The organism is Zoogloea sp. (genome assembly GCF_028689785.1).
GTDB lineage: Bacteria > Pseudomonadota > Gammaproteobacteria > Burkholderiales > Rhodocyclaceae > Zoogloea.
In genome coordinates this window covers 1-22,351 of the sequence record NZ_JAQVCN010000035.1, presented here as the reverse complement: position 1 = coordinate 22,351, position 22,351 = coordinate 1, and the positions used below count along the sequence as shown (strand labels likewise).

Sequence of the window (22,351 nt, the reverse complement as noted above, 5' to 3'; positions counted from 1 at the left end):
GCTGCTATCATCTTTCCGTCACGGCCATCGGGGCCGCCTATCGGGACGCATCATGCACCTTCTTGAAAAACTGCGGGCCGATCAAGCCGAAATCAGTGCCATCCGTCGGGATATCCACGCCCATCCGGAGCTTGCCTTCGAGGAGCACCGCACCGCCGCCATTGTGGCCGAACGCCTGCGTGCCCTGGGCATCGAAACTCACACCGGGGTGGGCAAGACCGGCGTGGTCGGTGTCCTCCGGGCCGGCACCCGTGGCCGCATGATCGGTCTGCGTGCCGATATGGACGCGCTGCCCATCCAGGAAAAAAACGACTTCAACCACCATTCACGTATTCCTGGACGCATGCATGCCTGTGGCCACGACGGGCACACCGCCATGCTGCTGGGGGCGGCAGCACATCTGGCTCGCAATCCTGATTTCGACGGCACGGTGGTCTTCATCTTCCAGCCCGCCGAGGAGGGAGAGGGGGGGGCGCCGGCGATGATTGCCGATGGGCTCTTCGAGCGATTTCCCATGGAGGCGGTGTTCGGCCTGCACAACTGGCCCGGCCTGCCCTTGGGCGAGATCGCCGTCCACCGCGGCCCGGTGATGGCCTGCGCGGACCGTTTTGACATCGAAATCAAGGGCCATGGTGCCCATGCCGCCATGCCTCATCAGGGCATCGACCCGGTGCTGGCCGGTGCTTCCCTGGTGCAGGCCCTTCAGTCAGTGGTCAGCCGTAACCGTGACCCCCAGGACGCGGCCGTGCTCTCCGTCACCCAGTTCCATGCGGGAGACGCCTATAACGTGATCCCCGACATCGCCCGTATCTGTGGCACCGTGCGGGCCTTCCGGCCGGAAGTTGAGGCGATGGTGGAAGACGCCATGCAGCGGGTGTGCGCCGGGGTGGGCGCGGCCTTCGGTGCCAATGTGAGCTTCGAATACCGGCGTGGCTACCCCCCCACCATCAACACCGTGCCTGAGGCCGAGTTCTGCGCCCGGGTGGCCGCCGAAGTGTGCGGTGACGGCAAGGTAAGCATAGATCCGAAGCCGAGCATGGGGGCTGAGGACTTTGCCTACTTTCTGCAGGAGAAGCCTGGCTGTTACATCTGGCTGGGCAACGGGCCAGGGGAGGGGGGCTGCACCTTGCATAATCCCCGCTACGATTTCAACGATGCGGCGATCCCCTTCGGTGTGGCCTACTGGGTGCGCCTGGTGCAGCGCTGGCTGGCTCCAGTCTGAGGTTTCGGCTTAATTGCGGCGGCGCAGCATTGCCGCGCGCATCAGCAGCATGGTCGTGACCGGCGAGGTCAGCAGAATGAAGACGGTGATCAGCACTTCGTGGATCACCGGCCGTCCGGCCAGAGCTGATGCGCTGAGGATTGAGGCGAGCAATACGCAGCCGGCACCCAGGGTGTTGCCCATGGTCGGAGCGTGGAGACGCGCGTAGAACGTATCCAGGCGCAACAGGCCGAGGGAGCCGAGCAGGGTCAGCACCCCCCCGCAGATCAGTAACAGTGCCGCGGGCAGGGCTGCCCAGAGAGGAACGTCCGCAGCACTCATGGCTCAATCACCTCCCCGCGCAGCAGGAACTTGGCCATTGCCGCGGAGCCAACAAAGCCGAACAGGGCGATCAGCAGGGCGATGTCGAAATAGACCACGGAGCCAAAACCCACACCAAGGCTCAGGATGGTCAGCATGCCGTTGATGTAGAGGGTGTCCAGGGCGAGGATGCGGTCCTCGGCAGTTGGGCCCCGCAGAAGGCGGATCATGGCGCAGAGCATCGCCAGGGCAAAGCAGGCCAGAGCAAAATGGACGGCCATGGGAAGAATGGAGTTCATTCGAAGATTTCCATCAGAGGGCGTTCGTAGCGTTGTTTGATGGTGCGTATCCACGTGGCCTCATCCTGTAAGTCGAGTACGTGCAGGGTGAGTATGTTGTGTTCGGTATCGTGACCGGCCCATACCGTGCCAGGCGTGGCAGTGATGATGATGCTCAGCATGGCCAGGCCGTGGGGGTCGTGCATATCCAGGGGAATCTTCATGAAGCCGCTCGGTGGCTGGCGTCGTGTCGTCCCCAGGATAATCCTGCCGACCGCGATGTTGGAGCGGGCGATATCAATCAGAACATGCCAGCACAGGCCCACGCCAGCATGCAGGCGGTGTGGCCACGCAGGCAGTGGGCGCAAGGTCTTCACTGCTACGGTGACGAATGCGGCAAAGGCGATGCCGAGCAGCATCTGGCTGATGCTCAAGCTGTCGTTGAGAAGCAGCCAGGTGCCCACGAGCACCAGTGGCAGAAGCGGAATAAGAGGGGGCCTTTTCATGGCGCGCCCCCCTGCAGCACCGCGTCAACATAGGTGGGGCCGTGGTGTAGCGACCGGGCTGCGGCATTGAAGAAGGACAAGGCGGGCCCGGCACCAATGCTGAGGGCAACGCACAGAAGGATCAGGCCGGCCACGGGTGCCGCTTCCATCCACTGCAGGTGAGGCGTTGTGCGTTCAGCACTCCAGAACACGCGTATGCCCAGCCTTGACAGACTCATCAGGCCCGCCAGGCCCGACAGCAGCAAGGCGGCCACGAACAGGCCGGCATGCAGCGTGGGCGCGGCCGGCGGGGCAGACATCGCGGCGGAGAGCAGGGCAAACTTGGCGGTAAAGCCCGATAGGGGCGGTAGGCCGCTCAGCAGCAGGGCGCATGAGATGAAAGCCAAGCCGAGGAAGGCCATGGCTGCCGGGATGGCCACGCCGACCATCTCGTCGGGGTGCTCCGAGTCGCGCTTGTCCTGCAGCCCAAAGGCCTCGAAGCTGATTGCCAGTAGGTCAGCAGCGGCCGCGCGATTGCGTTCGGCCATTTCGATGAGCATGAAGAAGGCACCGCTACCAAGCACCGAGCTGACCAGGTAGAACAGCGCCGGGCCGGTGAGTGTGGTGCCGGAGAAACCGAAGGCTGCGAGCAGCGTGCCGGAGGACACGATGACCAGGAAGCTGGCCAGCCGCTCAAGCTTCTGGGCGGCCAGCACGCCCAGTGTGCCCGTGGCGATGGTGGCCAGGCCACAGTAGAAAAGCCAGTCCCCGCCGAAGGGCACCAGGGCTCCGGAGCCCTGGAGCAAGACGGCGAAGCGGAGCAGGGCATACACCCCTACCTTGCTCAGAATCGCGAAGACGCCAGCCACCGGGGCTGTTGCTGCGCCATACGCCGCTGGCAACCAGAAGTTCAGGGGCCACGCACCAGCCTTGATCAGGAAAACGATGCCGAGCAGCATCGCGCCAAGATTAAACAGGGTGCGATCATTGCCGGCCAGGGGGGCGACCCGCTGGGCCAGTTCGGCCATGTTGAGGGTCCCGGTGATGCCGTAGATCAGTGCGGCGGCAATCAGGAAGAGCAGCGAGGCCAGCAAGTTGACGGCGATGTAGTGCAGCCCGGCTTTGACCCGTACCGGACCTGAACCGTGTAGTACCAGGCCGTAGGAGGCCGCCAGCAATACCTCGAAGAACACGAAGAGGTTGAACAGATCACCGGTCAGGAAGGCGCCATTGAGCCCCATGAGCAGAAACTGGAACAGGGGCAGATAGTGACTGCCGCCCCGTTCCCAGCGGGCCAGGGAATAGATCAGTGTGGCCAGCCCCAGAATGGCGGTGAGGGTCAGCATGAGAGCCGACAGCCTGTCTACCACGAGCACGATGCCGAAGGGGGCCGCCCAGTTGCCAAGGGAGTAGACGCCGATTTCGCTGCTCCATGGCGCGCTGGTATGGCCGTCGGTGATGGCTAGCAGAGCGATGGCGACAGCCAGCTGAAGCAAGGTCGTGCCCAGAGCGATAGCGCCCCGCAAGCCGCGTCGTGTCTCGCCCGGAAACAGCAGGATGGCTCCGGCGCACAGGGGCAGCAGCACCGGCAGGATAGGCAAGTGTTGTTGCCAGTTGCTCATGGGATGGCCCCCACAGGATCGGAATGACGCATGGCGCCGGGCAGGCGGTGCGGCTGACAGTGGAAGCGGGAGGTGGTGGGGAGAAGCGACATCATTCTTTGTCCGGCTCGCGGCCGTCCACATGGTCGGTGCCGTTCAGGCCGCGCGAGGCCAGCAGGACGACGAGAAACAGGGCCGTGGTGGCGAAGCCGATGACGATGGCGGTCAACACCAGGGCCTGGGGCACCGGGTCGGTATACAGCGCGGGATCGCTGCCGCGGGTGGGGTCGATGACGGGTGCTTCACCGATGCGCAGGCGGCCCATGCTGAATATGAACAGGTTGACGGCATAGGCCAGCAAGGACAGGCCCATGATGACCTGGAAGGTACGGGGCCGCAGCAGCAGATAGACGCCCGATCCGGCAAGGATGCCGACGGCGAGGGAGAGAACGACTTCCATCAGAGGGCTCCTGGAGCAGATTTGCGGTGATGGCTGCGCAGGGACTGGTGAGCGATGGCCACGAGCATCAGCACCGTCGAACCGACCACCAGCATGTATACGCCAAGGTCGAAGAGCAGCACGCTGGAAAGGTGCAGTTCGCCCAGCAGCGGGATGTCCCCATGCCAGGCCTGGCTGGACAGGAAGGGCTCTCCTGAGACCCAGGCCGCGGCACCCGCGGTGGCCGCACTGAGCAGCCCGATGGCGATCCAGTAGAGGGGATGAATGCGCAGGTGCGACTCCACCCATACCGTGCCGCCTACGATGTACTGCAGGATGACGGCGGTGGCCAGGACCAGCCCGCCGACAAAGCCGCCCCCCGGCGCGTTGTGGCCACGCAGCAGGAAGAACAGGGAAACCAGCGTGGCCAGCGGCAGCAGCAGGCGCACCAGTACCGCGGGCAGCATCAGGTAGCCGTCGGGCAAGCGGGCATCGGGGTCGGGGATGCGATCCTGGCTGCTGTCCTGTTCCTGCTGCTGGTGGGGTAGGGCAACGCTCTCCGGGGCTGGGCGGAAGCGGCGCAGGAGGGCGAAAACGGTCAGTGCGACGACGGCCAGCACGCTGATCTCGCCGAGGGTGTCGAAGCCCCGGAAATCAACCAGGATGACGTTGACCACATTGAGGCCGCCTCCTCCGGGCAGCGACTGCTCGATGAAAAAGGGTGAAATCCCGTCCACGTCAGGACGGGTCAGTACCGCATAGGTGACAGCCGCCAGGCCGAGCCCGCAGGTTGCGGCCACCAGCAGGTCGCGCAGGCGGCGCAGGTGGGTGCCCACGGACTCCTGCAGCCCCAGAGAGTAGCGTTCGTCGCGACGCGGCAGCCAACGTAGGCCAAGCAGGATGAGCACTGCGGTGACCACTTCGACGGTGAGTTGGGTCAGAGCCAGGTCCGGGGCGGAGAACCAGACGAAGGTCAGGCTGGTGGCAAGGCCGGCGCCGCCGGAGAGGATGAGTGCAGCCAGACGATGGTGCTTGGCCTGCCATGCTGCACTTAACGCGCACATGCCGCCCACAAGCCACAGCAGCAGGAAGGCTGGCTGGAGCGGCGTAACAGGACGCGTGCCAAAGGATGTCCCGTCCGGCAACAGCGCAACCAGGGCACCGCCCAGGGTGACGACGAAGATCAGCAGCAATTGCATCTGCAGGCGGGGGGAGGACAGGCGCCGCAGGAGACGCTCGGCGCTGCTGGTCAGGATGGTCTGGAGCCAGTCGAAGCTGCGTTTGCCGTCGATGTGCTCAAGCAAGGGCACGCCCTCTGCCGTGCGCCAAAGAAAGGCGCGATACAGTACCGTTCCGCCGCCCAGCGCGATGAGGCTCATCAGCAGCGGTAGGTTCAGGCCATGCCAGACGGCCAGGCTGTAGGCCGGTGCGTCGCTGCCGAGGATCGAATCGGTGGCGAGGCGCAGATAGGTCCCGATGGTCAGGGCCGGGAAGATGCCTACCAGCACACAGGCGCTGACCAGCAGCGCGCTGGGCAGCAGCATCCAGCGTGTTGGTTCGTGGGGCGCATGGGGGAGGTCCTGCGCCGGCGGGCCGAAGAAGACCTGGTGGATGAAGCGCAGCGAGTAGGCCACGCTGAACATGCCGGCCAGGGTGGCGGCCAGGGGCAGCAGGATGCGCTGCCACTCCGGACGATTCAGGAAAATCGTCTCGGCAAAGAACATCTCTTTGGAGAGGAAGCCATTGAGCAGCGGGACCCCTGCCATAGCCGCAGCAGCCACCATCGCCAGCGTTGCGGTGATCGGCATGGCCCGGTAGAGGCCGGACAAACGTTGCAGGTTGCGGGTGCCTGTCTCATGGTCGACGATGCCGACGGCCATGAACAGGGAGGCCTTGAAGGTGGCATGGTTGACGATATGGAACACCGCGGCCACCAGGGCCAGCGGGCTGTTCATGCCGAGCAGCAGGGTGATCAGGCCGAGGTGGCTGATCGTCGAATAGGCCAGCACCCCCTTCATGTCCTGCTGAAAGATCGCCAGATAGCCGCCGATCACCAGGGAGCACAGGCCGGCGCCGCCGATGATCCAGAACCATTCGTCGGACCCGGACAGCACCGGCCACAAGCGTGCCAGCAGAAAGACCCCGGCCTTGACCATGGTTGCCGAATGCAGGTAGGCAGACACGGGTGTGGGTGCGGCCATGGCGTGGGGCAGCCAGAAATGGAAGGGGAACTGGGCACTCTTGGTCAGCGCGCCAAGGGCGATCAAAACCAGAACCACCGGGTACCAGGGGTGGGTCTGGACCTTGCCTGCCGCCGCCAGCACGGCGTCCAGATCGTAACTGCCGGCGATCTGGCCAAGGAGCAGCAGACCGCCGAACAGCGCCAGGCCACCTGCGCCTGTCACCGTGAGTGCCATGCGCGCGCCCCGCCGTGCGTCGCCACGATGGTGCCAGTAAGCGATCAGCATGAATGAGGCGAGGCTGGTCAGCTCCCAGAACATGGCCAGCTGGATCAGGTTGCCGGACAGCACCACGCCGAGCATGGCGCCCATGAAGGCCAGAAAGAAGGAGAAGAAGCGGGGGACCGGATCGGCTGGTGACATGTAGTAGCGGGCGTACACCACCACCAGGGTGCCCATGCCGGCAACCAGCAGGGCGAATAACCAGGCATAACCATCCATGCGCAAAGAAAAATCCAGCCCCAGTTCCGGGGCCCATGGAATGGTCAGGCGCAGAACTCCCTCGGCTACGACCTGGGGATACAGGCTGCCGACGATGATTGTGACGGCCAGCGCCACGATACCCGCGAGCCAAGCTTCCGCATTGCGTGCATTGGCGGGCAGGAGGGCAGCGCACAGGCTACCCAGAAAGGGGAGAAGAACAATCAATATCAGCGACATGGGGCCACAGGCGATCCACAGCGGAGTGCAGGTCACCATCGCAAGAGGCAGAGGTTTCCGGTTCGGTTTTCCCGGTTCAAGACCGGGTGGGGAGGCAGTGACTGTCGATTGGACACAAGATCGAAGTCATGGGCACTGCATTGACCCGAATCATACAGCTCCCCTCTAGATGGGTATCCTGCCATTCAGTTCCCGTGGGAAAGGACAGGGAACAATCCGCGAGGCTTTCAGTCATCATGCAGGCAGGCCGTACTTCGCGCTGCCAGCTGACCGAACCGTATTTCTAACGCCTGACTTCCCACGCCTGACCGATTCGATGTTCTCTCTTTCCCTCCGCATGCTGCGCCGCGATCTGCGGGCCGGCGAACTCGGCCTGCTGCTGGTCGCCCTGGTTATCGCCGTCGCCAGCCTGACCAGCGTCGGTTTCTTTACCGATCGGGTTGCTCAGGCCCTCGGACGTGAAGCCAACCAACTGCTCGGTGGCGATCTGGTGTTGGTGTCCGACCATGCCCTCGACCCCTCCTACCGGGCTGAGGCCATCCGGCTCGGCCTGAAGGCCGTGGAGTCCAGCACCTTCACCAGCATGGCCAGCACCGCCGACGGTGCCCAGTTGGCCGGCGTGAAGGTGGTCGAAGACGGCCACCCGCTACGCGGCACGATCCGTATCGCCCCCGGGCTTAACCAAGCTGATGCGCCGGCGGCGGGCATTCCGGCCCCTGGAGAACTGTGGTTGGACGAACGCCTGGCCAGTGCCCTGGGGGCACGCCCCGGCGATATGGTCGGGCTGGGGGCTTCACGCTTGCGCATGGCCGCGGTGCTGTCCTTCGAATCCGATCGTGGCGCCAATTTCTTCAGCCTGTTGCCGCGCCTGATCATCAACGCGACGGATCTCCCGGCCACGGAACTGATCCAGCCCGGCAGCCGGGCTTTCTATCGCCTGCATCTGGCCGGTGAGACACGGGATGTGGCGGCCTTCGAGACCTGGGCAAAAACCCGCCTGAAGCGTGGCGAGACCCTGGAAACGGTGGACAACGCCCGCCCAGAAGTGCGCTCAATCCTGGATCGCACCGAGCGCTTCCTGCGCTTTGCGGCGATGCTTGCCGTGGTGCTGGCCGCGGTGGCCGTTGGCCTGGCAACCCGGCGCTTCGTCGAACGTCATCTGGACGGATGTGCGGTGATGCGCTGCCTGGGGGCTGGACAGGCGCAATTGATGACCATGTTCATCGGTGAGTTTGCCCTGCTCGGCCTTGCGGCCGGCATTGTCGGATGTGCCCTGGGTTTTGCTGTGCAGTTCGTGCTCAACGGGCTGCTGGGTGATCTGGTTGGCTTCCCGCTGCCACCACCTGGGTTTTGGCCGGTGCTGCACGGGCTGGCTGTTTCCCTGCTGTTGCTGCTGGGTTTTGCGCTGCCGCCTCTGATCCGGCTCGGCCGGGTGCCTACCCTGCGCGTATTGCGCCGCGAATGGGACGGCGTCGCCGCCAGTGAGGGTGCGGCCTGGGCCATCGGCGCGCTGCTGCTGGCCGGCCTGCTGGTGGGCATCGCCCGGGATTGGCTGCTTGGCGCGTGGGTGGTGGGGGGGTTTGCCCTGGCCTTTGCCCTTTATGCCGCTGTGGACGGGCTGGTACTGGTCGCCCTCGGTCGGGTGCGTGGTGTGGCCAGTAGTGGCTGGCGTTACGGCATCGCCTCCCTGCGCCGCAGGCCGGTGGCCAGTCTTGTCCAGGTGCTGGCCCTGGGCATGGGGCTGACGGCGCTATTGCTGCTCACCCTGGTGCGGGGCGATCTGCTCACCAACTGGCAGCAAGCCACTCCCGCCGATGCGCCGAACCGCTTCGTGATCAACATCCAGCCGGACCAGGTGGACCCGGTGAGGCAGTTCTTCCGGGACGCGGGCCGGCCCGAGCCCAGCTTGCAGCCCATGATCCGTGGCCGCCTGGTGGCGGTGAACGGCCGCCCGGTGGGGCCTGACGACTACACCGAAGATCGCGCCCGGCGCCTGGTGGACCGAGACTTCAACCTGTCCTTCGACACCCGCCTGCCCGATGGCAACAGTGTCGTGGCCGGCCGCTGGCATGGCGCCGACACCACGCCCCAGTTCTCGGTGGAGCAGGGCCTGGCCCAGACCCTCGGACTGGCCATGGGCGACCTGCTGACTTTCGAGATCGCCGGCACCCGCAGCGAAGCGCGCATAACCAGTCTGCGCAAGCTCGACTGGGACTCCATGCGGGTCAACTTCTTCGTCATCGCCGGCCAAGGCATGCTTGAAGCCTTCCCGGCGAGCTACATCACCAGCTTCTACCTGCCTCCGTCCGAGCTTGAGTTCGCCAACCGCATCGTTGCCGCCTTTCCCAACTTCACGGTCATCGATGTGGCGGCCATGATCGGCCAGGTGCGCGGCATGGTGGAGAAGCTGATTGCCGCCGTTCAGTTCGTCTTCGGTTTTGCGGTGGTGGCCGGGGTGGTGGTGCTCTTCGGGGCACTTCAGGCGACCCACGACGAGCGCGAAAAGGAGCTCGCCATTCTGCGCACCCTGGGGGCGCGCAATGCGCAGCTCCGGGCGGCCCTGCTGGCCGAGTTTGCCGTGCTTGGCCTGGTGGCAGGCATACTGGCCGGGGCGGGGGCCAGCGGTATCGGCTGGGCCCTGGGCCACTTCGTGTTCAAGCTGCCCTATGTGCCCAGCGTATTGCCGCTGGGCGTCGGTGCTCTGGCCGGCGTGATGGTGGTAACTCTGGCTGGCTGGCTGGGCACCCGCCATTTGCTGCTCCGGCCACCTCTGGTGAGCCTGCGGGCGCTGAACTAATTTACAGGTAGGGGCGGTATACTCTGGCAATGAATCCCGAGTCCGCCCCCATCTTGTCGCCCCTGTTCGTCTGGTTGTTTGCCGCTCTTACCCTGGTTATTGCAGGGCTGGTTTTCCTTGTCTTCAAGCTGCGTGGGCTGGCGCTCGGGCGGGAGGCGCTGGCCGATGATCTCGGCGCCCGCCTGGAGAGCCTCTTCGGGCATCAGCAGCTGCATTTCGTGCGCGAACTGCAGGCCGCCACCACCACCGCCAGCGATCGGGTGATGGACATGGTGGCGGGCGAAACCGACCGCCTGCGCGAACGTCTCGAAGGCGGTGAGTCGGCCTCCCGGCACGCTCTCCAGCAGCTCCACCTGGCCTTCGTCGGGCAACTCGGCAAGCACCAGGAAGGCACCGCCCTGCGCCTGGCCGAGCTGGCCGGGGCCATTGCGGCGGGGCAGGAAAAGCTGCGCAGCGAGATGATGGCCGAAACCCTCAAGACCCTCTCGGAGCATGCCCGTGCCGACCGGGAGCTGCTGCAGGGCGGGCTCAAGGCCGCCTCGGAGCAGCTCACCCACAGCATTGAGGCCATGAACCGCACTGTCGGCGAACGGCTTGAGGCCATCACCGGGCATGTCAATCAGCGGCTTGACGAAGGTTTCCGCAAGACCAACGAGACCTTCACTAGCGTGATGGCTCGCCTGGCCACTATCGACGAAGCCCAGAAGAAAATCGGCGATCTGACCACCAACGTGGTCAGCCTGCAGGAGTTGCTTGGCGACAAGCGCGCCCGGGGCGCCTTCGGCGAAGTGCAGCTGGAAGCCCTGGTGCGCAACGCCCTGCCGCCGGAGGCCTTCGATTTCCAGCATTCCCTGCCCAACGGCACCCGTGCCGACTGTGTTCTGCGCCTGCCCGAGCCCACCGGCATGGTGGTGGTGGACTCCAAGTTTCCGCTGGAAAACTACCACCGCATGTTTGAGGGTGAGGTTGGCGACCTGGAGCGTCGTGCCGCCCAGACGGCCTTTCGTAATGACGTGAAGAAGCACGTGGATGCCATTGCCGGCAAGTACATCCTCCCGGAAGTGACCTCCGACGGCGCGGTGATGTTCATCCCGGCCGAGGCCGTCTTTGCCGAGATCCATGCCTACCACCCGGAGATCGTGGCCTATGCCATGACGCGCCGGGTGTGGATCGTCTCGCCCACCACCCTGATGGCCGTGCTCAACACGGCCAGGGCGGTGCTTAAAGATGTGGAAACGCGCAAGCAGATCCATGTCATCAAGGATGCCCTCGGCAAGCTGGCCAAGGATTTCAACCGGTTCGACGAACGCATGCAGAAGCTCGCCACCCACATCCGCCAAGCGGGCGAAGACGTGGCGGAGGTGCAGACCTCGTCGCGCAAGATCAGCGCTCATTTCCAGCGTATCGAGGCTGCACAGCTCGACGAACTTCCCCCGGCATTGCCTGAAGCAGGAGAAGCACGATGAGAACCCGACTCCGCCCCTTCGGTCTGGCCTGCCTGCTGGCCGGCTTGAGCGCACCGGCCTTTGCCGGCGCTGCCCAACGCATTGATTGCCATATCACCTATGGTGGCGAGACCCGGGTCCATAGTGCCACTCACGTGGACAGCCCATACGGCGTCGAGGCCGTTGCGGTGGGGAGCTACTTTCTTTTCAAACTGGTGTTCCAGGCCCGACCGGCAGATATCTCGGGTGTCAGGATCTACACCTACGTGGACAGGGAATATGGCCCGGTGCTCATCCACCAGGCCAGTTATGCCCTTCCCAGGCCGGGCCCGGGGGGCGAGCATGGTTTCACCGGCCTGCAGCGGGTGTATGAGCCCGTGCGCGACAGCGAGCTTGAGTTCTGGTGCGAGCGTGTAGAGGTACAGCGATGAAGGCCATCAAGACCCTGTTTGTGGCGCTATTGATTGCCACTGCGACGCTCGCATCCGCGGCCGACCTGGAACTGCTGTTTGCCGGTGACATCATGCTCGATGACGGGCCGGGAAGGGCTCTGGCGGCAGGTCGTGACCCGCTGGCGGCCTTCATGCCCATACTTGCACGGGCCGACTACCGCATTGGCAATCTCGAGTGTCCCGTGGCCACCAGCGGGGCACCGCTGCCCAACAAGATCTACAGCTTCCGCGCTCACCCCCGGGTGCTGGCTGCAGTCAAAGGGCGTTTCGATGCCGTTGCCCTATCCAACAACCATTCCGGCGATTACGGCCAGGAAGGGTTTGTGGAGACCATGCGCCATCTCGAAAATGCTGGCATCCGCTATTTCGGCGGCGGCAATAATCTGGCGGCTGCCCATGAGCCCCTGTGGATTGAGCGGAAAGGCCTGCGCATCGCGGTGTTGGGCTACAACGAGTTCAAACCCCGCTCCTTCGAGGCGGGTGCCCGCCGCCCGGGCATTGCGTGGAGCGAGGACAGCCAGGTGCTGTCCGACATCCGCGCAGCCCGCAAGGCCGGCGCCGATCTGGTGATCCCTTTCATGCATTGGGGCTGGGAGCGCGAGCCCGCGCCCTCTGCGCGCCAACGCCAGCTGGCCCGACGCATGATCGACGCCGGGGCTGCCGCAGTCGTCGGTGGTCATCCTCATGTCACTCAGGGGGCCGAGCTCTACAAGGGGCGCCCGATCATCTACAGCCTGGGCAATTTCGTTTTCGATGGCTTCGAGCTGCCAGCAGCCAGAGTGGGCTGGCTGCTCAGCCTGAGCCTCGATCGGCGTGGGGTGGCGGAGTGGCACACCATAGAAGCCCACATCGACGAGGAGGGCCTGCCTTCACCTGCAGAGCAGGCGGAAACACCTTGCGGCAAGCGTGGCGACAGTCAGCCACGTTTGTGCCGTGCCGGCGTGCCGGTGGCCGATCTTCCGGCTCAGACCAGCCCGTCGAACAACTGAACATCCACGGTGTCACCCGGGGCCACATCACCGCGTTCTTCATCGAGCACGATGAAGCAGTTGGCCTCCGACATGGACCTCAGCACGCCGGAGCCTTGGCTGGTGGTCAAACGCACCTTCCAGGCTCCGTCTTCGACATACATCTGTCCGCGCAGGTATTCCCGCCGGCCGACGGGCTTGCGGATCGGTGTGGTGCAGGGCACCGGCACCAGGGGGCGCTGCGGTAGCGGGGCGAGGCCGGACAGCTTGAGCAGCGCGTCCATCACGAACTGGTAGTAGGTCACCATCACCGCTACCGGATTGCCCGGCAGGCCGAACATCCAGGCGTTGCCGATGCGGCCGAAGGCCATGGGCCGCCCCGGCTTGATGTCTATCTTCCAGAAATTGACCTCGCCGAGCTGCCCCATCAGCTCGCGGATGAAGTCGGCCTCGCCGACCGATACGCCTCCGGTGGTGAGCACGACGTCGGCTGCTGCTGCGGCATTGCGGAAGGCGACTTCCAGTGCTTCCGGCCGGTCGGGGATGGCCCCCATGTCCAGCAGCTCGCAGCCCAGCCGGGTCAGGGCGCCGTGCAGGGTGTAGCGGTTGGAGTCATAGATTTCGCCAGGCCCAAGGGGGCTGCCGATGCTGGCGAGCTCATCTCCAGTGGAGAAAAAGGCGACCCGCAGGCGTCGGGCCACGCAGACCTCGGCAAGTCCAAGGGATGCCAGCAGGCCCAGCTCCGCCGGGCCTATCAGCTTGCCGCGGGGGATGGCGACGGCACCTTCGGCCAGATCCTCGCCCGCCCTGCGGACGTTTTGCCCGGGCCGGATGTCGGCAGATGTGATGATGCGCCCCCCGTCGACTCGCACCCTCTCCTGCATGACTACGCTGTCGGCCCCGGCAGGCATGACTCCGCCGGTCATGATGCGCACGGCCTGCCCTTGCTTGACGATGCCGGTGAAGCCATGGCCGGCAAAGGCGCTGCCGATGACCTCGAACACGGCATCACCCGTGCGGATGGGCGGGTATTCGGCACACAGCGCGTAACCATCCATGGCCGAGTTGTCATGGGCTGGCACGTTGCACGGGGCGATCACGTCCTCCACCAGGACACGCCCCAGCGCCGCACGGATGGCAAGCCGTTCCCAGCCCGGGATGGGGCTGATGGCTTCCAGAATGCGGCGGCGGGCTTCCTCAACCGAAAGCGAGGTGCGCTGGGGGGCGCCAGTCTCCAAACTCATGTTACGACTCCCGGAGTGGGTTGAATGGAATCAGCAGGAGGAGCTTGATAACACGGTCGAGCGCTGCCTTACCTTGACCTGCGATTGCCGCGTGGCGGGCACGCGCAGCTCAGTGGTTGGCAATGCCATCATCAGGCTTCCCGCGGCTGGGTCAGGACGGCCCGATCATGATCCAGTCGCTCCACCTGGGCCAAGGTGGATACAGGGACCTGCAGCGCTTCGATGTGTTCTCGCCCCTGCTTGAAGCACTTTTCCACGACGAAGCCGGCGCCCATCACCTCGGCGCCGGCCTCCCGGGCCATCTCGATCAGGGCGGTGGCGGTTCGGCCGTTGGCCAGAAAGTCATCGACGATGACGATGCGTTGGCCCGGTTTGATGTAGCGGGTGGAAAGCACCAGGCGGGTCTCGCCGCCCTTGGTGGGTGACGGGATGATGCGAGAGATGGAGGGCGCCTCGACCTGGGGCGAGTACTTTTTGGCGTACACCAGCGGCACGTTGAGGGTCTTGGCGACGATCAGCGCCGGGGCGATGCCACTGGCCTCGGCGGTGAGGATGATGTTGGGCTGGAAGAAGGACAGGCGCCGGGCCAGCTCGTGGGCCAATTCGAAGATGAAGCCCGGTTCGATACGGTGATTGAGAAAGTGATCGATGCGCAGGATTTCGCCGCGTTCGACGGTGGCTTCGGTTTCGATACGGCGGACCAGGGGGGCGTAAGGGGCGGTGAGGTCGAGGTGCGGGCTCATGGGGGCTCAGGATTGTTTTGGGGGCCGGATCGGATCGGAAACGGGGCCCGACGCAGGATTGTAACGATTGGACGCTCAGCTGCCCGTGGCAGTTTCCGCGAGCGTGCGCAGGCGGCCACGCACCAGGGCGATATGTTCGCGCAGGGTGTAGAGCTCATTGCTGAAGGCCAGGGGCAGCTTGCGGTGGGTGGCGCGCTCCTCGATGCGGTCGAGGCGGGCAAGAAAGCCGGCCACATGCTCTGCGGTCGGGGGCGTCGGATTGCGGTCGATCTCCGCCTCGAGAAACTTCAGTTCGCCATACCAGCGATATACCCGGGAACGCATGCGCCAGTTGTAGAGCGCCGGAAGCACCCGGGAGAGGGGGATCACCACTGCAATGAGCGGCAGCAGCATCACGAACAGGCGGTCGATCAGCACGGCCAGCCAGAAGGGCAGATAGCGCTGCAGGAAGGGCGGCCCGCTCTCGTAGAAACGCTGGGCCGACGGGTGCAGGGGCAGGGCGTGGTCGAGGGGTTTGGGAAAGACGTTGGCGGCCTGAAGCAGCCCTGGTGCGCTGTGGATCTCGCGGGCGTGCTTGAGCAACAGGGTGACGATGGCGGGATGGATGTCGGCCTTCACCACCAGATTGGCAGTGGCGGCCACCAGTTGGATGTCCCGAGGGGGCTGATCGGTGCGGATGTCGATGGCGCCGCGGGGCAGGGTGACCTTGTCCAGATGGGGGAAGTGGCGCCCGTAGCCCTCAGCCTGGGCGAAGTTGAGTAGCTTGATGCCTTCAGTGTGGAGCAGGGCGTTCACCACCGGCGCTTGGGGTGCGCCCACCACGAAGAAGGCATCCACCTCGCCGCGCTTGAGGGCGTCTACGGCCTCCATGCCGCCGATGGGGCGCAGGTTGGGGTCATTGGTGACGAAGCCATTGGCGGCGAGCAACTGCAGCGCGAAGAGCTGTGCCCCGCTGCCTGGCAAGTCCACGGCGATGCGTCGCCCGCGTAGCTGAGCGATCCGGTCCAGGTCGGCGGTGCCGCGGTGGAACACCCACACCGGTTCCAGATACATGCTGCCCAGGGTGGCAAGATCCTCCGATTCCGGTTCGTTGGCGATGCCGCCCTGGATGAAGCCCACATCGACGCTGTCGTCGGTCTTGAGACGGCGGAGGTTTTCCACTGCGCCGGAGGACGGGCGCAGCTCCACTTCGATACCCTCCTGAGCCAGCTTCTCCCGATAGCGCTCACCGAAATAGTGATAGGCCCCGCCCGCTGCGCCAGTGCTCATGACGATCCGCTTGGGAGCGGCCGGACGCACGAACTGCCAGGCCAGGGCAAAGGCAGCAATGATCAGGATCAGCGCTGGCAGAGCCAGGATCAGCAGGTCGCGGCGGTTCGGTGCTTCGCTGGCAGAACGGGTCAGACGGCGCATAGCGCGGGAGTCTCCGGCGGATTCGGGGCGGGTTGGGCATCTTGGATGAGGCAGGTCGCAGATATTACCGCCGTGCATCCCGCCACGGCGCAAAGTCCTTTGTTGCAGCGCCATACTGCGTTACATTGCGCGCCCGTCCAGGCCTTGAATGGAAAAGGTTTTTCCCCACATGACGCGCCTCATCCTCGCTCCGATGGAAGGCCTTGCAGACGATGTGCTCCGCGAGGTGCTGACCCGCGTCGAAGCCTATGATCATGCGGTGACGGAGTTTGTGCGGGTCTCCGGCACGGTGCTGCCTCTGCGGGCCTTTACCCGTCTCTCTCCCGAGTTGCACAACGGTAGCGCCACCTCCAGCGGCACGCGGGTGCGGGTACAGCTGCTGGGGTCGGACCCGGCCTGCATGGCGGACAACGCGGCCCAGCTGGTGCGCCTGGCGCCGGCTGGCGTCGATCTGAATTTTGGCTGTCCGGCGCCCACGGTCAATCGTCACCGGGGTGGGGCGGCGCTGCTCGATGAGCCTGAGCTCTTGCACGCCATCGCCTGCGCCGTGCGCAAGGCCGTGCCCGCGCACATTCCCTTCACCGCCAAGATGCGCCTGGGCGTCACCGATACCGGGCGGGCCCTGGACTGCGGGCGCGCCCTGGCCGAAGGCGGAGTGGATGGCCTGGTGGTGCACGCTCGCACCAAGACCGACGGCTACCGTCCTCCGGCCCACTGGGAATGGGTGGGGCGCATCGCCGATGTGGTGGCCGTGCCAGTGGTGGCCAACGGGGAGGTGTGGAATGAGGATGACTGGCGGCGCTGCCGTGCAGTGAGCGGAGCAAGCGACGTGATGCTCGGCCGCGGCGCGGTAGCCGACCCCTTCCTGGCGCGGCGCATCCGTGCCGGCGCCGTCGAGGCCCCGCAGCGGGACGCAGAATGGGCGGAGCTGCAGCCCCTCATTGGCGAGTTCTGGCGACGGGTGCTGCTCAAGGTGGAGGCGCGCCATGCGCCGGGCCGCCTGAAACAGTGGCTCAATCTGCTGCGGCGCAACTTCATCGCGGCCGAGCAGCTCTACCTAGCGGTGCGGCCGGAGCGGGAGGTCGAGCGGGTCGATCAGGTGCTGGGCGCCCACGGCATACCGGTGCTTCGGGCGGCCGCGTAGAATTGCCGGATGTACGCCAATTCAAAGATTCCCGAGAGCGCCCAGCCGGGTGTTCATGAACAGCTCATGGCGCAGGTGGCCAAGCATGCCAGCTGCGCGTTCCGCAAACCCTGTCTCGATTACAACAAGGCCGCCTTTGAGGCCAGCCTTGCCGGCTGGGACGGCCACGCGCCCCTTATTCTCGATGCCGGCTGTGGTGTGGGGCACAGCACTATCCAGCTGGCGCGGGCGTTTCCCGACCATTGGGTGATCGGCGTGGATCAGTCGGAAGACCGCCTGAGCCGCAAGAAGCCCTATCCCGATGCCCTGATGCCGCGCAATATGGTCTTCGTGCGGGCCGATCTGGTGGATTACTGGCGCCTGATGGCCGAGGCCGGCATTCGCCTGGCCCGTCATTACATTCTCTATCCCAATCCCTGGCCGAAAATCGGCCACCTGGGGCGGCGCTGGCATGCGCATCCGGTGTTCCCCTATGTGCCACGGCTGGGCGGCCGCCTGGAGTGCCGCAGCAACTGGAACATCTATGTGGAAGAGTTTGCCCTGGCCCTGGGCTGGCTGACCGGCCGCAGCATCGAGACCGGCAGCTTCGACGCCCCATCGCCCCTCACCCCTTTCGAACGCAAATACCGGGATTCCGGCCAGACCCTTTACCGGTGTGTGGTGGAGCTCGACCCCCAACCGACCCTTGAGGAAATCCTCTGATGAATTCGCCCCAATACATCCCCCTCTCCGACGAGGAACTGGAGCAGCTCGAAGAGCTGCTGGTCTCCGACGATGTGCCCGCCGACTGCATGAACCTGGAGATGCTCGACGGCTATCTGGCGGCCATCGTCACCTCGCCGCTGCCCATCCCGATGGAGAACTGGCTACCCGCCGTGTGGACCGCTGACGAGGGCGAAGTGGGTTTCGGTTCCGGCGCAACCCTGCAAAAGGCCATCGAGCTGGTGCTGCGCTATTACAACGAGCTGGTTCTCACCATCGGTGACGAGGAGGGAGATGAAGAAGGCGAGGCCGAAGGCTGGCAGCCATTCTGTTACGCCCAAGGCGGTGATGACGACCCTGCCATCGGTGAAGAGTGGGGCAGTGGCTTCCAGCAGGGCTTCGAGATGTGGCCATCTGAATGGCCGGACAAGGTGGGTGACATCACCATCGCCGAGGCCTTGCTGGAGACCATCCTCGGCCCCGAGGAAGAAGAGGCGGAGCCTGTCGACCTGGAAGCGCGATTGGCCGCCCTGGAAGAGAAGGGTATTGCCGTTCAGCATCTTTTCCAGGCTTGGCGTGCCCTTGGCTTGCCGGCGCCTGAGCCTCTGGCGGTGGGGGCTGCCACGGCTGCGACGGGTGGGCCGGGGCGCAACGAGCCTTGTCCCTGCGGTAGCGGGAAGAAGTACAAAAAGTGCTGCGGAGCCAGCTGATCTGTGGCTGATCCTTGCCTGAGTTGCGGCGCCTGCTGCGCCAGCTTCCGGGTGGATTTTCATGTTGCAGACCTGGAAACCACTCCCGGCGGCTGCGTGCCGGTGGCCCTGACAGTGCCCGTCACCGCTACGCTGGTGCGCATGCGCGGCACCGATGAGGGGCCGCCGCGCTGTATCGCCCTGACCGGGGAGGTCGGCCGCCAGGCATCGTGCTCGATCTACGAGAAGCGCCCCGGCCCGTGCCGGGACTTTGCACCCTTTGCAGCCCTGGGGATTGGCGATGAAGGCTGTGCGCGGGCACGCCGCCGCCATGGCCTGACGCCGCTGGGGGAGTGACATAGTTCCGGCTGGCCCTCATTTGCGACAGTTAGACACAAAATCTTGATGCCATTGTCAGTGCGAGGGGCTAGGCTGTACCTCCCCCAATCAACACAAGGAGCACTTCATGGGTTTGCTGAGTTTTGTGCGTGAAGCCGGCGAGAAGCTTTTCGGCCGCAAGGATGTGGAACAAGCCCAGGCCGCCAGTGCCCAGGACAAGCTCGCCGAGCTCAACCAGAAGGCCGCGACCTCCATTACCGCCTACATCGCTGCCCAGGGTTTTGATACCAGTGGCCTGTCAGTGGCTTTTGACGGCGCCAGCAGCACGGTGTCAGTGGCGGGCGTGGTGGCCGACCAGGCAACCCGCGAAAAGGTGCTCCTGTGCTGCGGTAACGTGGATGGCGTGGAGCATGTGAACGACGGCCTCACGGTTACCAACCCTGAGCCCGAAGCCCGGTTCCATACAGTCGTACGTGGTGACACCCTGTCGGCAATTGCCAAAACCTACTACGGCAATGCCAACGCCTACATGAAGATCTTCGAGGCCAACAAGCCCATGCTGGGCCATCCGGACAAGATTTACCCGGGCCAGAAGCTGCGCATTCCTGCCTGATTGGTGTAGGCGCTTTCCGGATTGGCGGATGGTGTCAGCTCTGACACAATCCGCCTTCCTGCAGTATTACTGCATCATTCCGGAACCTCTCACCATGACCATCCGCTTCCCCGTCGAAGGCGAATTCATCCAGCTCGATCAGCTCCTCAAGGCCGTGGGCCTGTGCGGGTCGGGGGGCGAAGCCAAGCAGCGCGTGGCTGATGGAGACGTGCAGGTGGATGGGGAAATCGAGAACCGCAAGCGGGCCAAACTGCGCCCGGGCCAGCGGGTGCATTTTGCCGGGGAAACCATCGAGCTCGTGGCCGAAGGCTGACCCGGCAGTGCTCAGCGCTTCAGGCCTTCCGCTTCCAGCGCGGCCTGCACGCTGGGTCGCGCACCAACCCGTTCCTGGTAGGCACGCAGAGCGGGCCACGGGGACAGATCGACGTTTACCAGTCCGGCCCACGTCAGCACCGTAAACAAGTAGGCATCCGCCACCGAGAAGGTCTCACCAGTGAGATAGGGCCGGCTGTCGAGCGCCTGGGCGGCAATCGGCAGGCGACGGGCGAGATTGGCCCGGGCGGCCTCCTTCGAATCGTCGGAGGCGGCGGGGTTGAACAGGGGGCTAAAGCTCTTGTGCAGCTCGGTGCCTATGAAAGTCAGCCACTCCTGTACCCGCGCCCGCTCCAGGGTTCCACAGGGCGGAGCCAAATGGCTTTGCGGCGCCTGATCGGCCAGATACTGGACAATCGCCGGGCCTTCGGTGAGCAGCTCGCCATTGCCAAGGTCCAGGGCCGGCACGTAGCCCTTGGGGTTGATGGTGGTGTAGTCCACACCCGATGCAGTCTGCCGGTTGCGCAGGTTCACCTTCTCGAGTGTGAAGTCAAAACCGGCCTCCCGCAGCACGATGTGCGGGGACAGGGAGCATGCGCCGGGCGAAAAATAGAGTTTCATCCTTGTTCTTCCTCCTTTTGGGTTACTTCGGGTGGATGTCGCCATCCGTATATAGCCAGCGCCCGTCCAGCAGGGCGAAACGACTGGTTTCATGCAGCCGGTATGCCCGCCCGCCGATCTTGTAGCGTGCCACAAACTCGACCGTGGCGTGGGTGGCGTCGATGCTGCAGCAGGCCTTGATGGCAAGGCCCAGCCACTTTGTCGCCGCATCCTCGGCAAGGTTCAGTGACGCGGGTCGATGTGCCGGGTGCCAGGTGGCCTGGAGGTAGTCCTCACGACCCTGGGTGTAGGCGGTGTAACGGGAGCGCATCAGGGCTTCGGCGGTGGGGGCCGGCAGCCCTTCATCCAGGTATGGGCCGCAGCAGTGGGCGTAGTCGGTGGAAGCGCCGCAGGGGCAAGGTGAGGGCATCGCAGGGCTGTAGCAGGGGAGGGGCGCCCATTTTCGGTCTTCCGGATCGCTTCGGGCAAGCCGTGGGGCGCCCCCTTGAGAATCCGCGTCCTTGGCCGATAAGAGTCGGGCAAGCAGGCGGCCTGTTGGCCGTGGGTGCGTGTCGAATCACTCAATTTGCGGTCCAGCCTCCCGGGAGCTTTGGACCGGCCTAGGACGGAGCCATGGGACTCAAGCGCTGGATGGGCGGCATTCGCGGCAAGCTGATCGGAATTTTCGTGGTGATCAAGGTGGTGCCCTTGCTCTTGCTGGCAATGCTGGCCTGGGGCATGGCCCAGAAGCTGGGCGAAACCGTAAGTAGCCAGGTCGGTGCAATGGCGGAGTCGATGCTTGCCACCATCAAGGAGGTGGGTGACGAAGCAACCGGCGATGCCATCAAGGCTCTTGACGACAGGGCTCGGGAGGGGATCGAGCGCCTTACCACCGATACGGCCCGGGCGGTCGCCTCCTTTCTTTACGATCGCGACTCGGATGTGCTCCAGGCCGCTCAGGTGGAGCCCGGTGAGGCGGCCTACAAGGCCTTTCTGCTGCATCGCACCCGCGTGCTTTACCGTCACGGCACCTGGAAGCTCTCCGAGGACCAGAAGCGCTGGGAGCCCGCTGCGCCGGAGGCCTGGGATGAGGCGCTGGCCGCCGACCCCGCGCAGGCTCAGGCCGACAATGCCAAGGCCTTCAGCGCCCGGCCGCCCGAGTATGTCGGCCATGGAGAAAAGCGGCCGCTCTTTGTCGAAATGAGTTTTGTCGATCTGCAGGGGCGTGAAAAGGTGAAGGTCACCCAGGGGGATCTGACCACCCGCGAACTGCGGGACGTGAGCCGCCACTCGGAGACCTTCCTCAAGGCCGAGCACTACTGGACGGAACTACGCAAACTCAAGCCCGGCGAGATCTACGTGTCAGAGGTCATCGGTGCCTACGTGGGTAGCCGGGTGATCGGCCCCTATCTGCCCGCCAGTGCCGAGAAGGCCGGGATCGAGTTCAAGCCGGAAGAATCGGCCTATGCCGGTACCGAGAATCCGCTGGGCAAGCCCTTTCGCGCCATCGTGCGCTGGGCCACGCCGGTGGTGCGTGGCGGCGCCGTGGTGGGCTACGTGACCCTGGCTCTGGATCATGATCACATCCGCCAGTTCACCGACCGTATCAGCCCCACCGACACGCGCTACACCCCGATCAACGATGCCATCGTCGGCAACTACGCC

At 64.9% G+C, this 22,351-nt stretch carries 22 protein-coding genes and 1 pseudogene; 12 read left to right on the top strand and 11 right to left on the bottom strand.

Annotation, left to right across the window (positions count from 1 at the left end; all coding sequences use genetic code 11):
* Positions 1-52: 52 nt before the first annotated feature.
* On the top strand, positions 53-1,222 hold the full coding sequence (locus PHI64_RS14980; protein WP_299884212.1) for a M20 aminoacylase family protein: 1,170 nt from the start codon (positions 53-55) through the stop codon (positions 1,220-1,222).
* Positions 1,223-1,231: 9 nt separating this feature from the next.
* On the opposite strand, the gene mnhG is transcribed toward PHI64_RS14980, so the two are convergent.
* The 6 genes from mnhG to PHI64_RS14950 form a co-directional block, all read right to left on the bottom strand.
* Positions 1,232-1,543, bottom strand: a complete 312-nt coding sequence (gene mnhG, locus PHI64_RS14975) for a monovalent cation/H(+) antiporter subunit G (protein ID WP_299884210.1) — start codon at positions 1,541-1,543, stop codon at positions 1,232-1,234.
* On the bottom strand, positions 1,540-1,821 hold the full coding sequence (locus tag PHI64_RS14970) for a K+/H+ antiporter subunit F (protein ID WP_299884208.1): 282 nt from the start codon (positions 1,819-1,821) through the stop codon (positions 1,540-1,542). The genes mnhG and PHI64_RS14970 overlap by 4 nt, the downstream gene beginning before the upstream one ends.
* Positions 1,818-2,306, bottom strand: a complete 489-nt coding sequence (locus PHI64_RS14965) for a Na+/H+ antiporter subunit E (protein WP_299884206.1) — start codon at positions 2,304-2,306, stop codon at positions 1,818-1,820. Before PHI64_RS14965 ends, PHI64_RS14970 begins: the two co-directional genes overlap by 4 nt.
* The gene (locus PHI64_RS14960) at positions 2,303-3,907 is read right to left on the bottom strand and encodes a monovalent cation/H+ antiporter subunit D (protein WP_299884204.1); all 1,605 of its coding nucleotides are present in this window, start codon (positions 3,905-3,907) and stop codon (positions 2,303-2,305) included. Before PHI64_RS14960 ends, PHI64_RS14965 begins: the two co-directional genes overlap by 4 nt.
* 91 nt (positions 3,908-3,998) lie before the next feature.
* Entirely contained in the window at positions 3,999-4,346 is a 348-nt protein-coding gene (locus tag PHI64_RS14955; protein WP_299884202.1) for a Na+/H+ antiporter subunit C, read from the bottom strand.
* Positions 4,346-7,225 carry a monovalent cation/H+ antiporter subunit A gene (locus PHI64_RS14950; RefSeq protein WP_299884200.1) on the bottom strand — a complete coding sequence of 960 codons (2,880 nt, stop codon included), beginning with the start codon at positions 7,223-7,225 and terminating at the stop codon, positions 4,346-4,348. Before PHI64_RS14950 ends, PHI64_RS14955 begins: the two co-directional genes overlap by 1 nt.
* Positions 7,226-7,541: 316 nt before the next feature.
* On the opposite strand from PHI64_RS14950, the gene PHI64_RS14945 reads away from it, so the two are divergent.
* From PHI64_RS14945 to PHI64_RS14930, 4 genes are read left to right on the top strand one after another with little or no spacing between them, the layout of a single operon-like run.
* A complete protein-coding gene (locus PHI64_RS14945) occupies positions 7,542-10,022 on the top strand; it encodes an FtsX-like permease family protein (protein ID WP_299884198.1) in 2,481 nt (826 codons plus the stop codon).
* A 29-nt stretch (positions 10,023-10,051) separates the two neighbouring features.
* Positions 10,052-11,488: a DNA recombination protein RmuC gene (gene rmuC / locus PHI64_RS14940; RefSeq protein ID WP_299884196.1), complete on the top strand. Its 1,437-nt coding sequence runs from the start codon at positions 10,052-10,054 to the stop codon at positions 11,486-11,488.
* Entirely contained in the window at positions 11,485-11,898 is a 414-nt protein-coding gene (locus PHI64_RS14935; RefSeq protein ID WP_299884194.1) for a hypothetical protein, read from the top strand. The genes rmuC and PHI64_RS14935 overlap by 4 nt, the downstream gene beginning before the upstream one ends.
* Entirely contained in the window at positions 11,895-12,908 is a 1,014-nt protein-coding gene (locus PHI64_RS14930; RefSeq protein WP_299884191.1) for a CapA family protein, read from the top strand. The genes PHI64_RS14935 and PHI64_RS14930 overlap by 4 nt, the downstream gene beginning before the upstream one ends.
* Here the strand turns inward: PHI64_RS14930 and glp are convergent.
* From glp to PHI64_RS14915, 3 genes are all read right to left on the bottom strand, one after another.
* Positions 12,884-14,131: a gephyrin-like molybdotransferase Glp gene (gene glp / locus PHI64_RS14925; RefSeq protein WP_299884189.1), complete on the bottom strand. Its 1,248-nt coding sequence runs from the start codon at positions 14,129-14,131 to the stop codon at positions 12,884-12,886. The genes PHI64_RS14930 and glp overlap by 25 nt on opposite strands.
* Positions 14,132-14,262: 131 nt before the next feature.
* The gene (gene xpt, locus PHI64_RS14920) at positions 14,263-14,874 is read right to left on the bottom strand and encodes a xanthine phosphoribosyltransferase (RefSeq protein ID WP_299884186.1); all 612 of its coding nucleotides are present in this window, start codon (positions 14,872-14,874) and stop codon (positions 14,263-14,265) included.
* 75 nt (positions 14,875-14,949) lie between these two features.
* On the bottom strand, positions 14,950-16,287 hold the full coding sequence (locus tag PHI64_RS14915; protein WP_299884184.1) for a TAXI family TRAP transporter solute-binding subunit: 1,338 nt from the start codon (positions 16,285-16,287) through the stop codon (positions 14,950-14,952).
* 169 nt (positions 16,288-16,456) lie between these two features.
* Between PHI64_RS14915 and PHI64_RS14910 the strand changes: the two genes are divergently transcribed.
* The 6 genes from PHI64_RS14910 (at position 16,457) to PHI64_RS14885 (ending at position 20,087) form a co-directional block, all read left to right on the top strand.
* The gene (locus PHI64_RS14910; RefSeq protein ID WP_299884182.1) at positions 16,457-17,431 is read left to right on the top strand and encodes a tRNA-dihydrouridine synthase; all 975 of its coding nucleotides are present in this window, start codon (positions 16,457-16,459) and stop codon (positions 17,429-17,431) included.
* Positions 17,432-17,440: 9 nt separating this feature from the next.
* Positions 17,441-18,133 carry a methyltransferase domain-containing protein gene (locus tag PHI64_RS14905; protein WP_299884180.1) on the top strand — a complete coding sequence of 231 codons (693 nt, stop codon included), beginning with the start codon at positions 17,441-17,443 and terminating at the stop codon, positions 18,131-18,133.
* Entirely contained in the window at positions 18,133-18,843 is a 711-nt protein-coding gene (locus PHI64_RS14900; protein ID WP_299884179.1) for a UPF0149 family protein, read from the top strand. Before PHI64_RS14905 ends, PHI64_RS14900 begins: the two co-directional genes overlap by 1 nt.
* Before the next feature lie 3 nt (positions 18,844-18,846).
* The gene (locus PHI64_RS14895) at positions 18,847-19,179 is read left to right on the top strand and encodes a YkgJ family cysteine cluster protein (protein WP_299884177.1); all 333 of its coding nucleotides are present in this window, start codon (positions 18,847-18,849) and stop codon (positions 19,177-19,179) included.
* 109 nt (positions 19,180-19,288) lie between these two features.
* Positions 19,289-19,774: a peptidoglycan-binding protein LysM gene (lysM, locus tag PHI64_RS14890; protein ID WP_299884175.1), complete on the top strand. Its 486-nt coding sequence runs from the start codon at positions 19,289-19,291 to the stop codon at positions 19,772-19,774.
* A gap of 94 nt (positions 19,775-19,868) precedes the next feature.
* A complete protein-coding gene (locus tag PHI64_RS14885) occupies positions 19,869-20,087 on the top strand; it encodes an RNA-binding S4 domain-containing protein (protein ID WP_299884259.1) in 219 nt (72 codons plus the stop codon).
* Between the two features lie 11 nt (positions 20,088-20,098).
* Here PHI64_RS14885 and gstA read toward each other — a convergent pair whose 3' ends face one another.
* Positions 20,099-20,707 carry a glutathione transferase GstA gene (gstA, locus tag PHI64_RS14880; protein ID WP_299884173.1) on the bottom strand — a complete coding sequence of 203 codons (609 nt, stop codon included), beginning with the start codon at positions 20,705-20,707 and terminating at the stop codon, positions 20,099-20,101.
* A 22-nt stretch (positions 20,708-20,729) separates the two neighbouring features.
* Positions 20,730-21,116: a YchJ family metal-binding protein gene (locus PHI64_RS14875; RefSeq protein WP_299884171.1), complete on the bottom strand. Its 387-nt coding sequence runs from the start codon at positions 21,114-21,116 to the stop codon at positions 20,730-20,732.
* Positions 21,117-21,319: 203 nt separating this feature from the next.
* On the opposite strand from PHI64_RS14875, the pseudogene PHI64_RS14870 reads away from it, so the two are divergent.
* Positions 21,320-22,351, top strand: a pseudogene (locus PHI64_RS14870) (two-component sensor histidine kinase); the annotation flags it as partial.

Excerpts from the sequence above, each read along its gene's own strand:
- PHI64_RS14980 (WP_299884212.1), top strand. The coding sequence starts at position 53 with ATGCACCTTCTTGAAAAACTGCGGGCCGATCAAGCCGAAATCAGTGCC.
- mnhG (WP_299884210.1), bottom strand. The coding sequence starts at position 1,543 with ATGAGTGCTGCGGACGTTCCTCTCTGGGCAGCCCTGCCCGCGGCACTG.
- PHI64_RS14970 (WP_299884208.1), bottom strand. The coding sequence starts at position 1,821 with ATGAACTCCATTCTTCCCATGGCCGTCCATTTTGCTCTGGCCTGCTTT.
- PHI64_RS14965 (WP_299884206.1), bottom strand. The coding sequence starts at position 2,306 with ATGAAAAGGCCCCCTCTTATTCCGCTTCTGCCACTGGTGCTCGTGGGC.
- PHI64_RS14960 (WP_299884204.1), bottom strand. The coding sequence starts at position 3,907 with ATGAGCAACTGGCAACAACACTTGCCTATCCTGCCGGTGCTGCTGCCC.
- PHI64_RS14955 (WP_299884202.1), bottom strand. The coding sequence starts at position 4,346 with ATGGAAGTCGTTCTCTCCCTCGCCGTCGGCATCCTTGCCGGATCGGGC.
- PHI64_RS14950 (WP_299884200.1), bottom strand. The coding sequence starts at position 7,225 with ATGTCGCTGATATTGATTGTTCTTCTCCCCTTTCTGGGTAGCCTGTGC.
- PHI64_RS14945 (WP_299884198.1), top strand. The coding sequence starts at position 7,542 with ATGTTCTCTCTTTCCCTCCGCATGCTGCGCCGCGATCTGCGGGCCGGC.
- rmuC (WP_299884196.1), top strand. The coding sequence starts at position 10,052 with ATGAATCCCGAGTCCGCCCCCATCTTGTCGCCCCTGTTCGTCTGGTTG.
- PHI64_RS14935 (WP_299884194.1), top strand. The coding sequence starts at position 11,485 with ATGAGAACCCGACTCCGCCCCTTCGGTCTGGCCTGCCTGCTGGCCGGC.
- PHI64_RS14930 (WP_299884191.1), top strand. The coding sequence starts at position 11,895 with ATGAAGGCCATCAAGACCCTGTTTGTGGCGCTATTGATTGCCACTGCG.
- glp (WP_299884189.1), bottom strand. The coding sequence starts at position 14,131 with ATGAGTTTGGAGACTGGCGCCCCCCAGCGCACCTCGCTTTCGGTTGAG.
- xpt (WP_299884186.1), bottom strand. The coding sequence starts at position 14,874 with ATGAGCCCGCACCTCGACCTCACCGCCCCTTACGCCCCCCTGGTCCGC.
- PHI64_RS14915 (WP_299884184.1), bottom strand. The coding sequence starts at position 16,287 with ATGCGCCGTCTGACCCGTTCTGCCAGCGAAGCACCGAACCGCCGCGAC.
- PHI64_RS14910 (WP_299884182.1), top strand. The coding sequence starts at position 16,457 with ATGACGCGCCTCATCCTCGCTCCGATGGAAGGCCTTGCAGACGATGTG.
- PHI64_RS14905 (WP_299884180.1), top strand. The coding sequence starts at position 17,441 with ATGTACGCCAATTCAAAGATTCCCGAGAGCGCCCAGCCGGGTGTTCAT.
- PHI64_RS14900 (WP_299884179.1), top strand. The coding sequence starts at position 18,133 with ATGAATTCGCCCCAATACATCCCCCTCTCCGACGAGGAACTGGAGCAG.
- lysM (WP_299884175.1), top strand. The coding sequence starts at position 19,289 with ATGGGTTTGCTGAGTTTTGTGCGTGAAGCCGGCGAGAAGCTTTTCGGC.
- PHI64_RS14885 (WP_299884259.1), top strand. The coding sequence starts at position 19,869 with ATGACCATCCGCTTCCCCGTCGAAGGCGAATTCATCCAGCTCGATCAG.
- gstA (WP_299884173.1), bottom strand. The coding sequence starts at position 20,707 with ATGAAACTCTATTTTTCGCCCGGCGCATGCTCCCTGTCCCCGCACATC.
- PHI64_RS14875 (WP_299884171.1), bottom strand. The coding sequence starts at position 21,116 with ATGCCCTCACCTTGCCCCTGCGGCGCTTCCACCGACTACGCCCACTGC.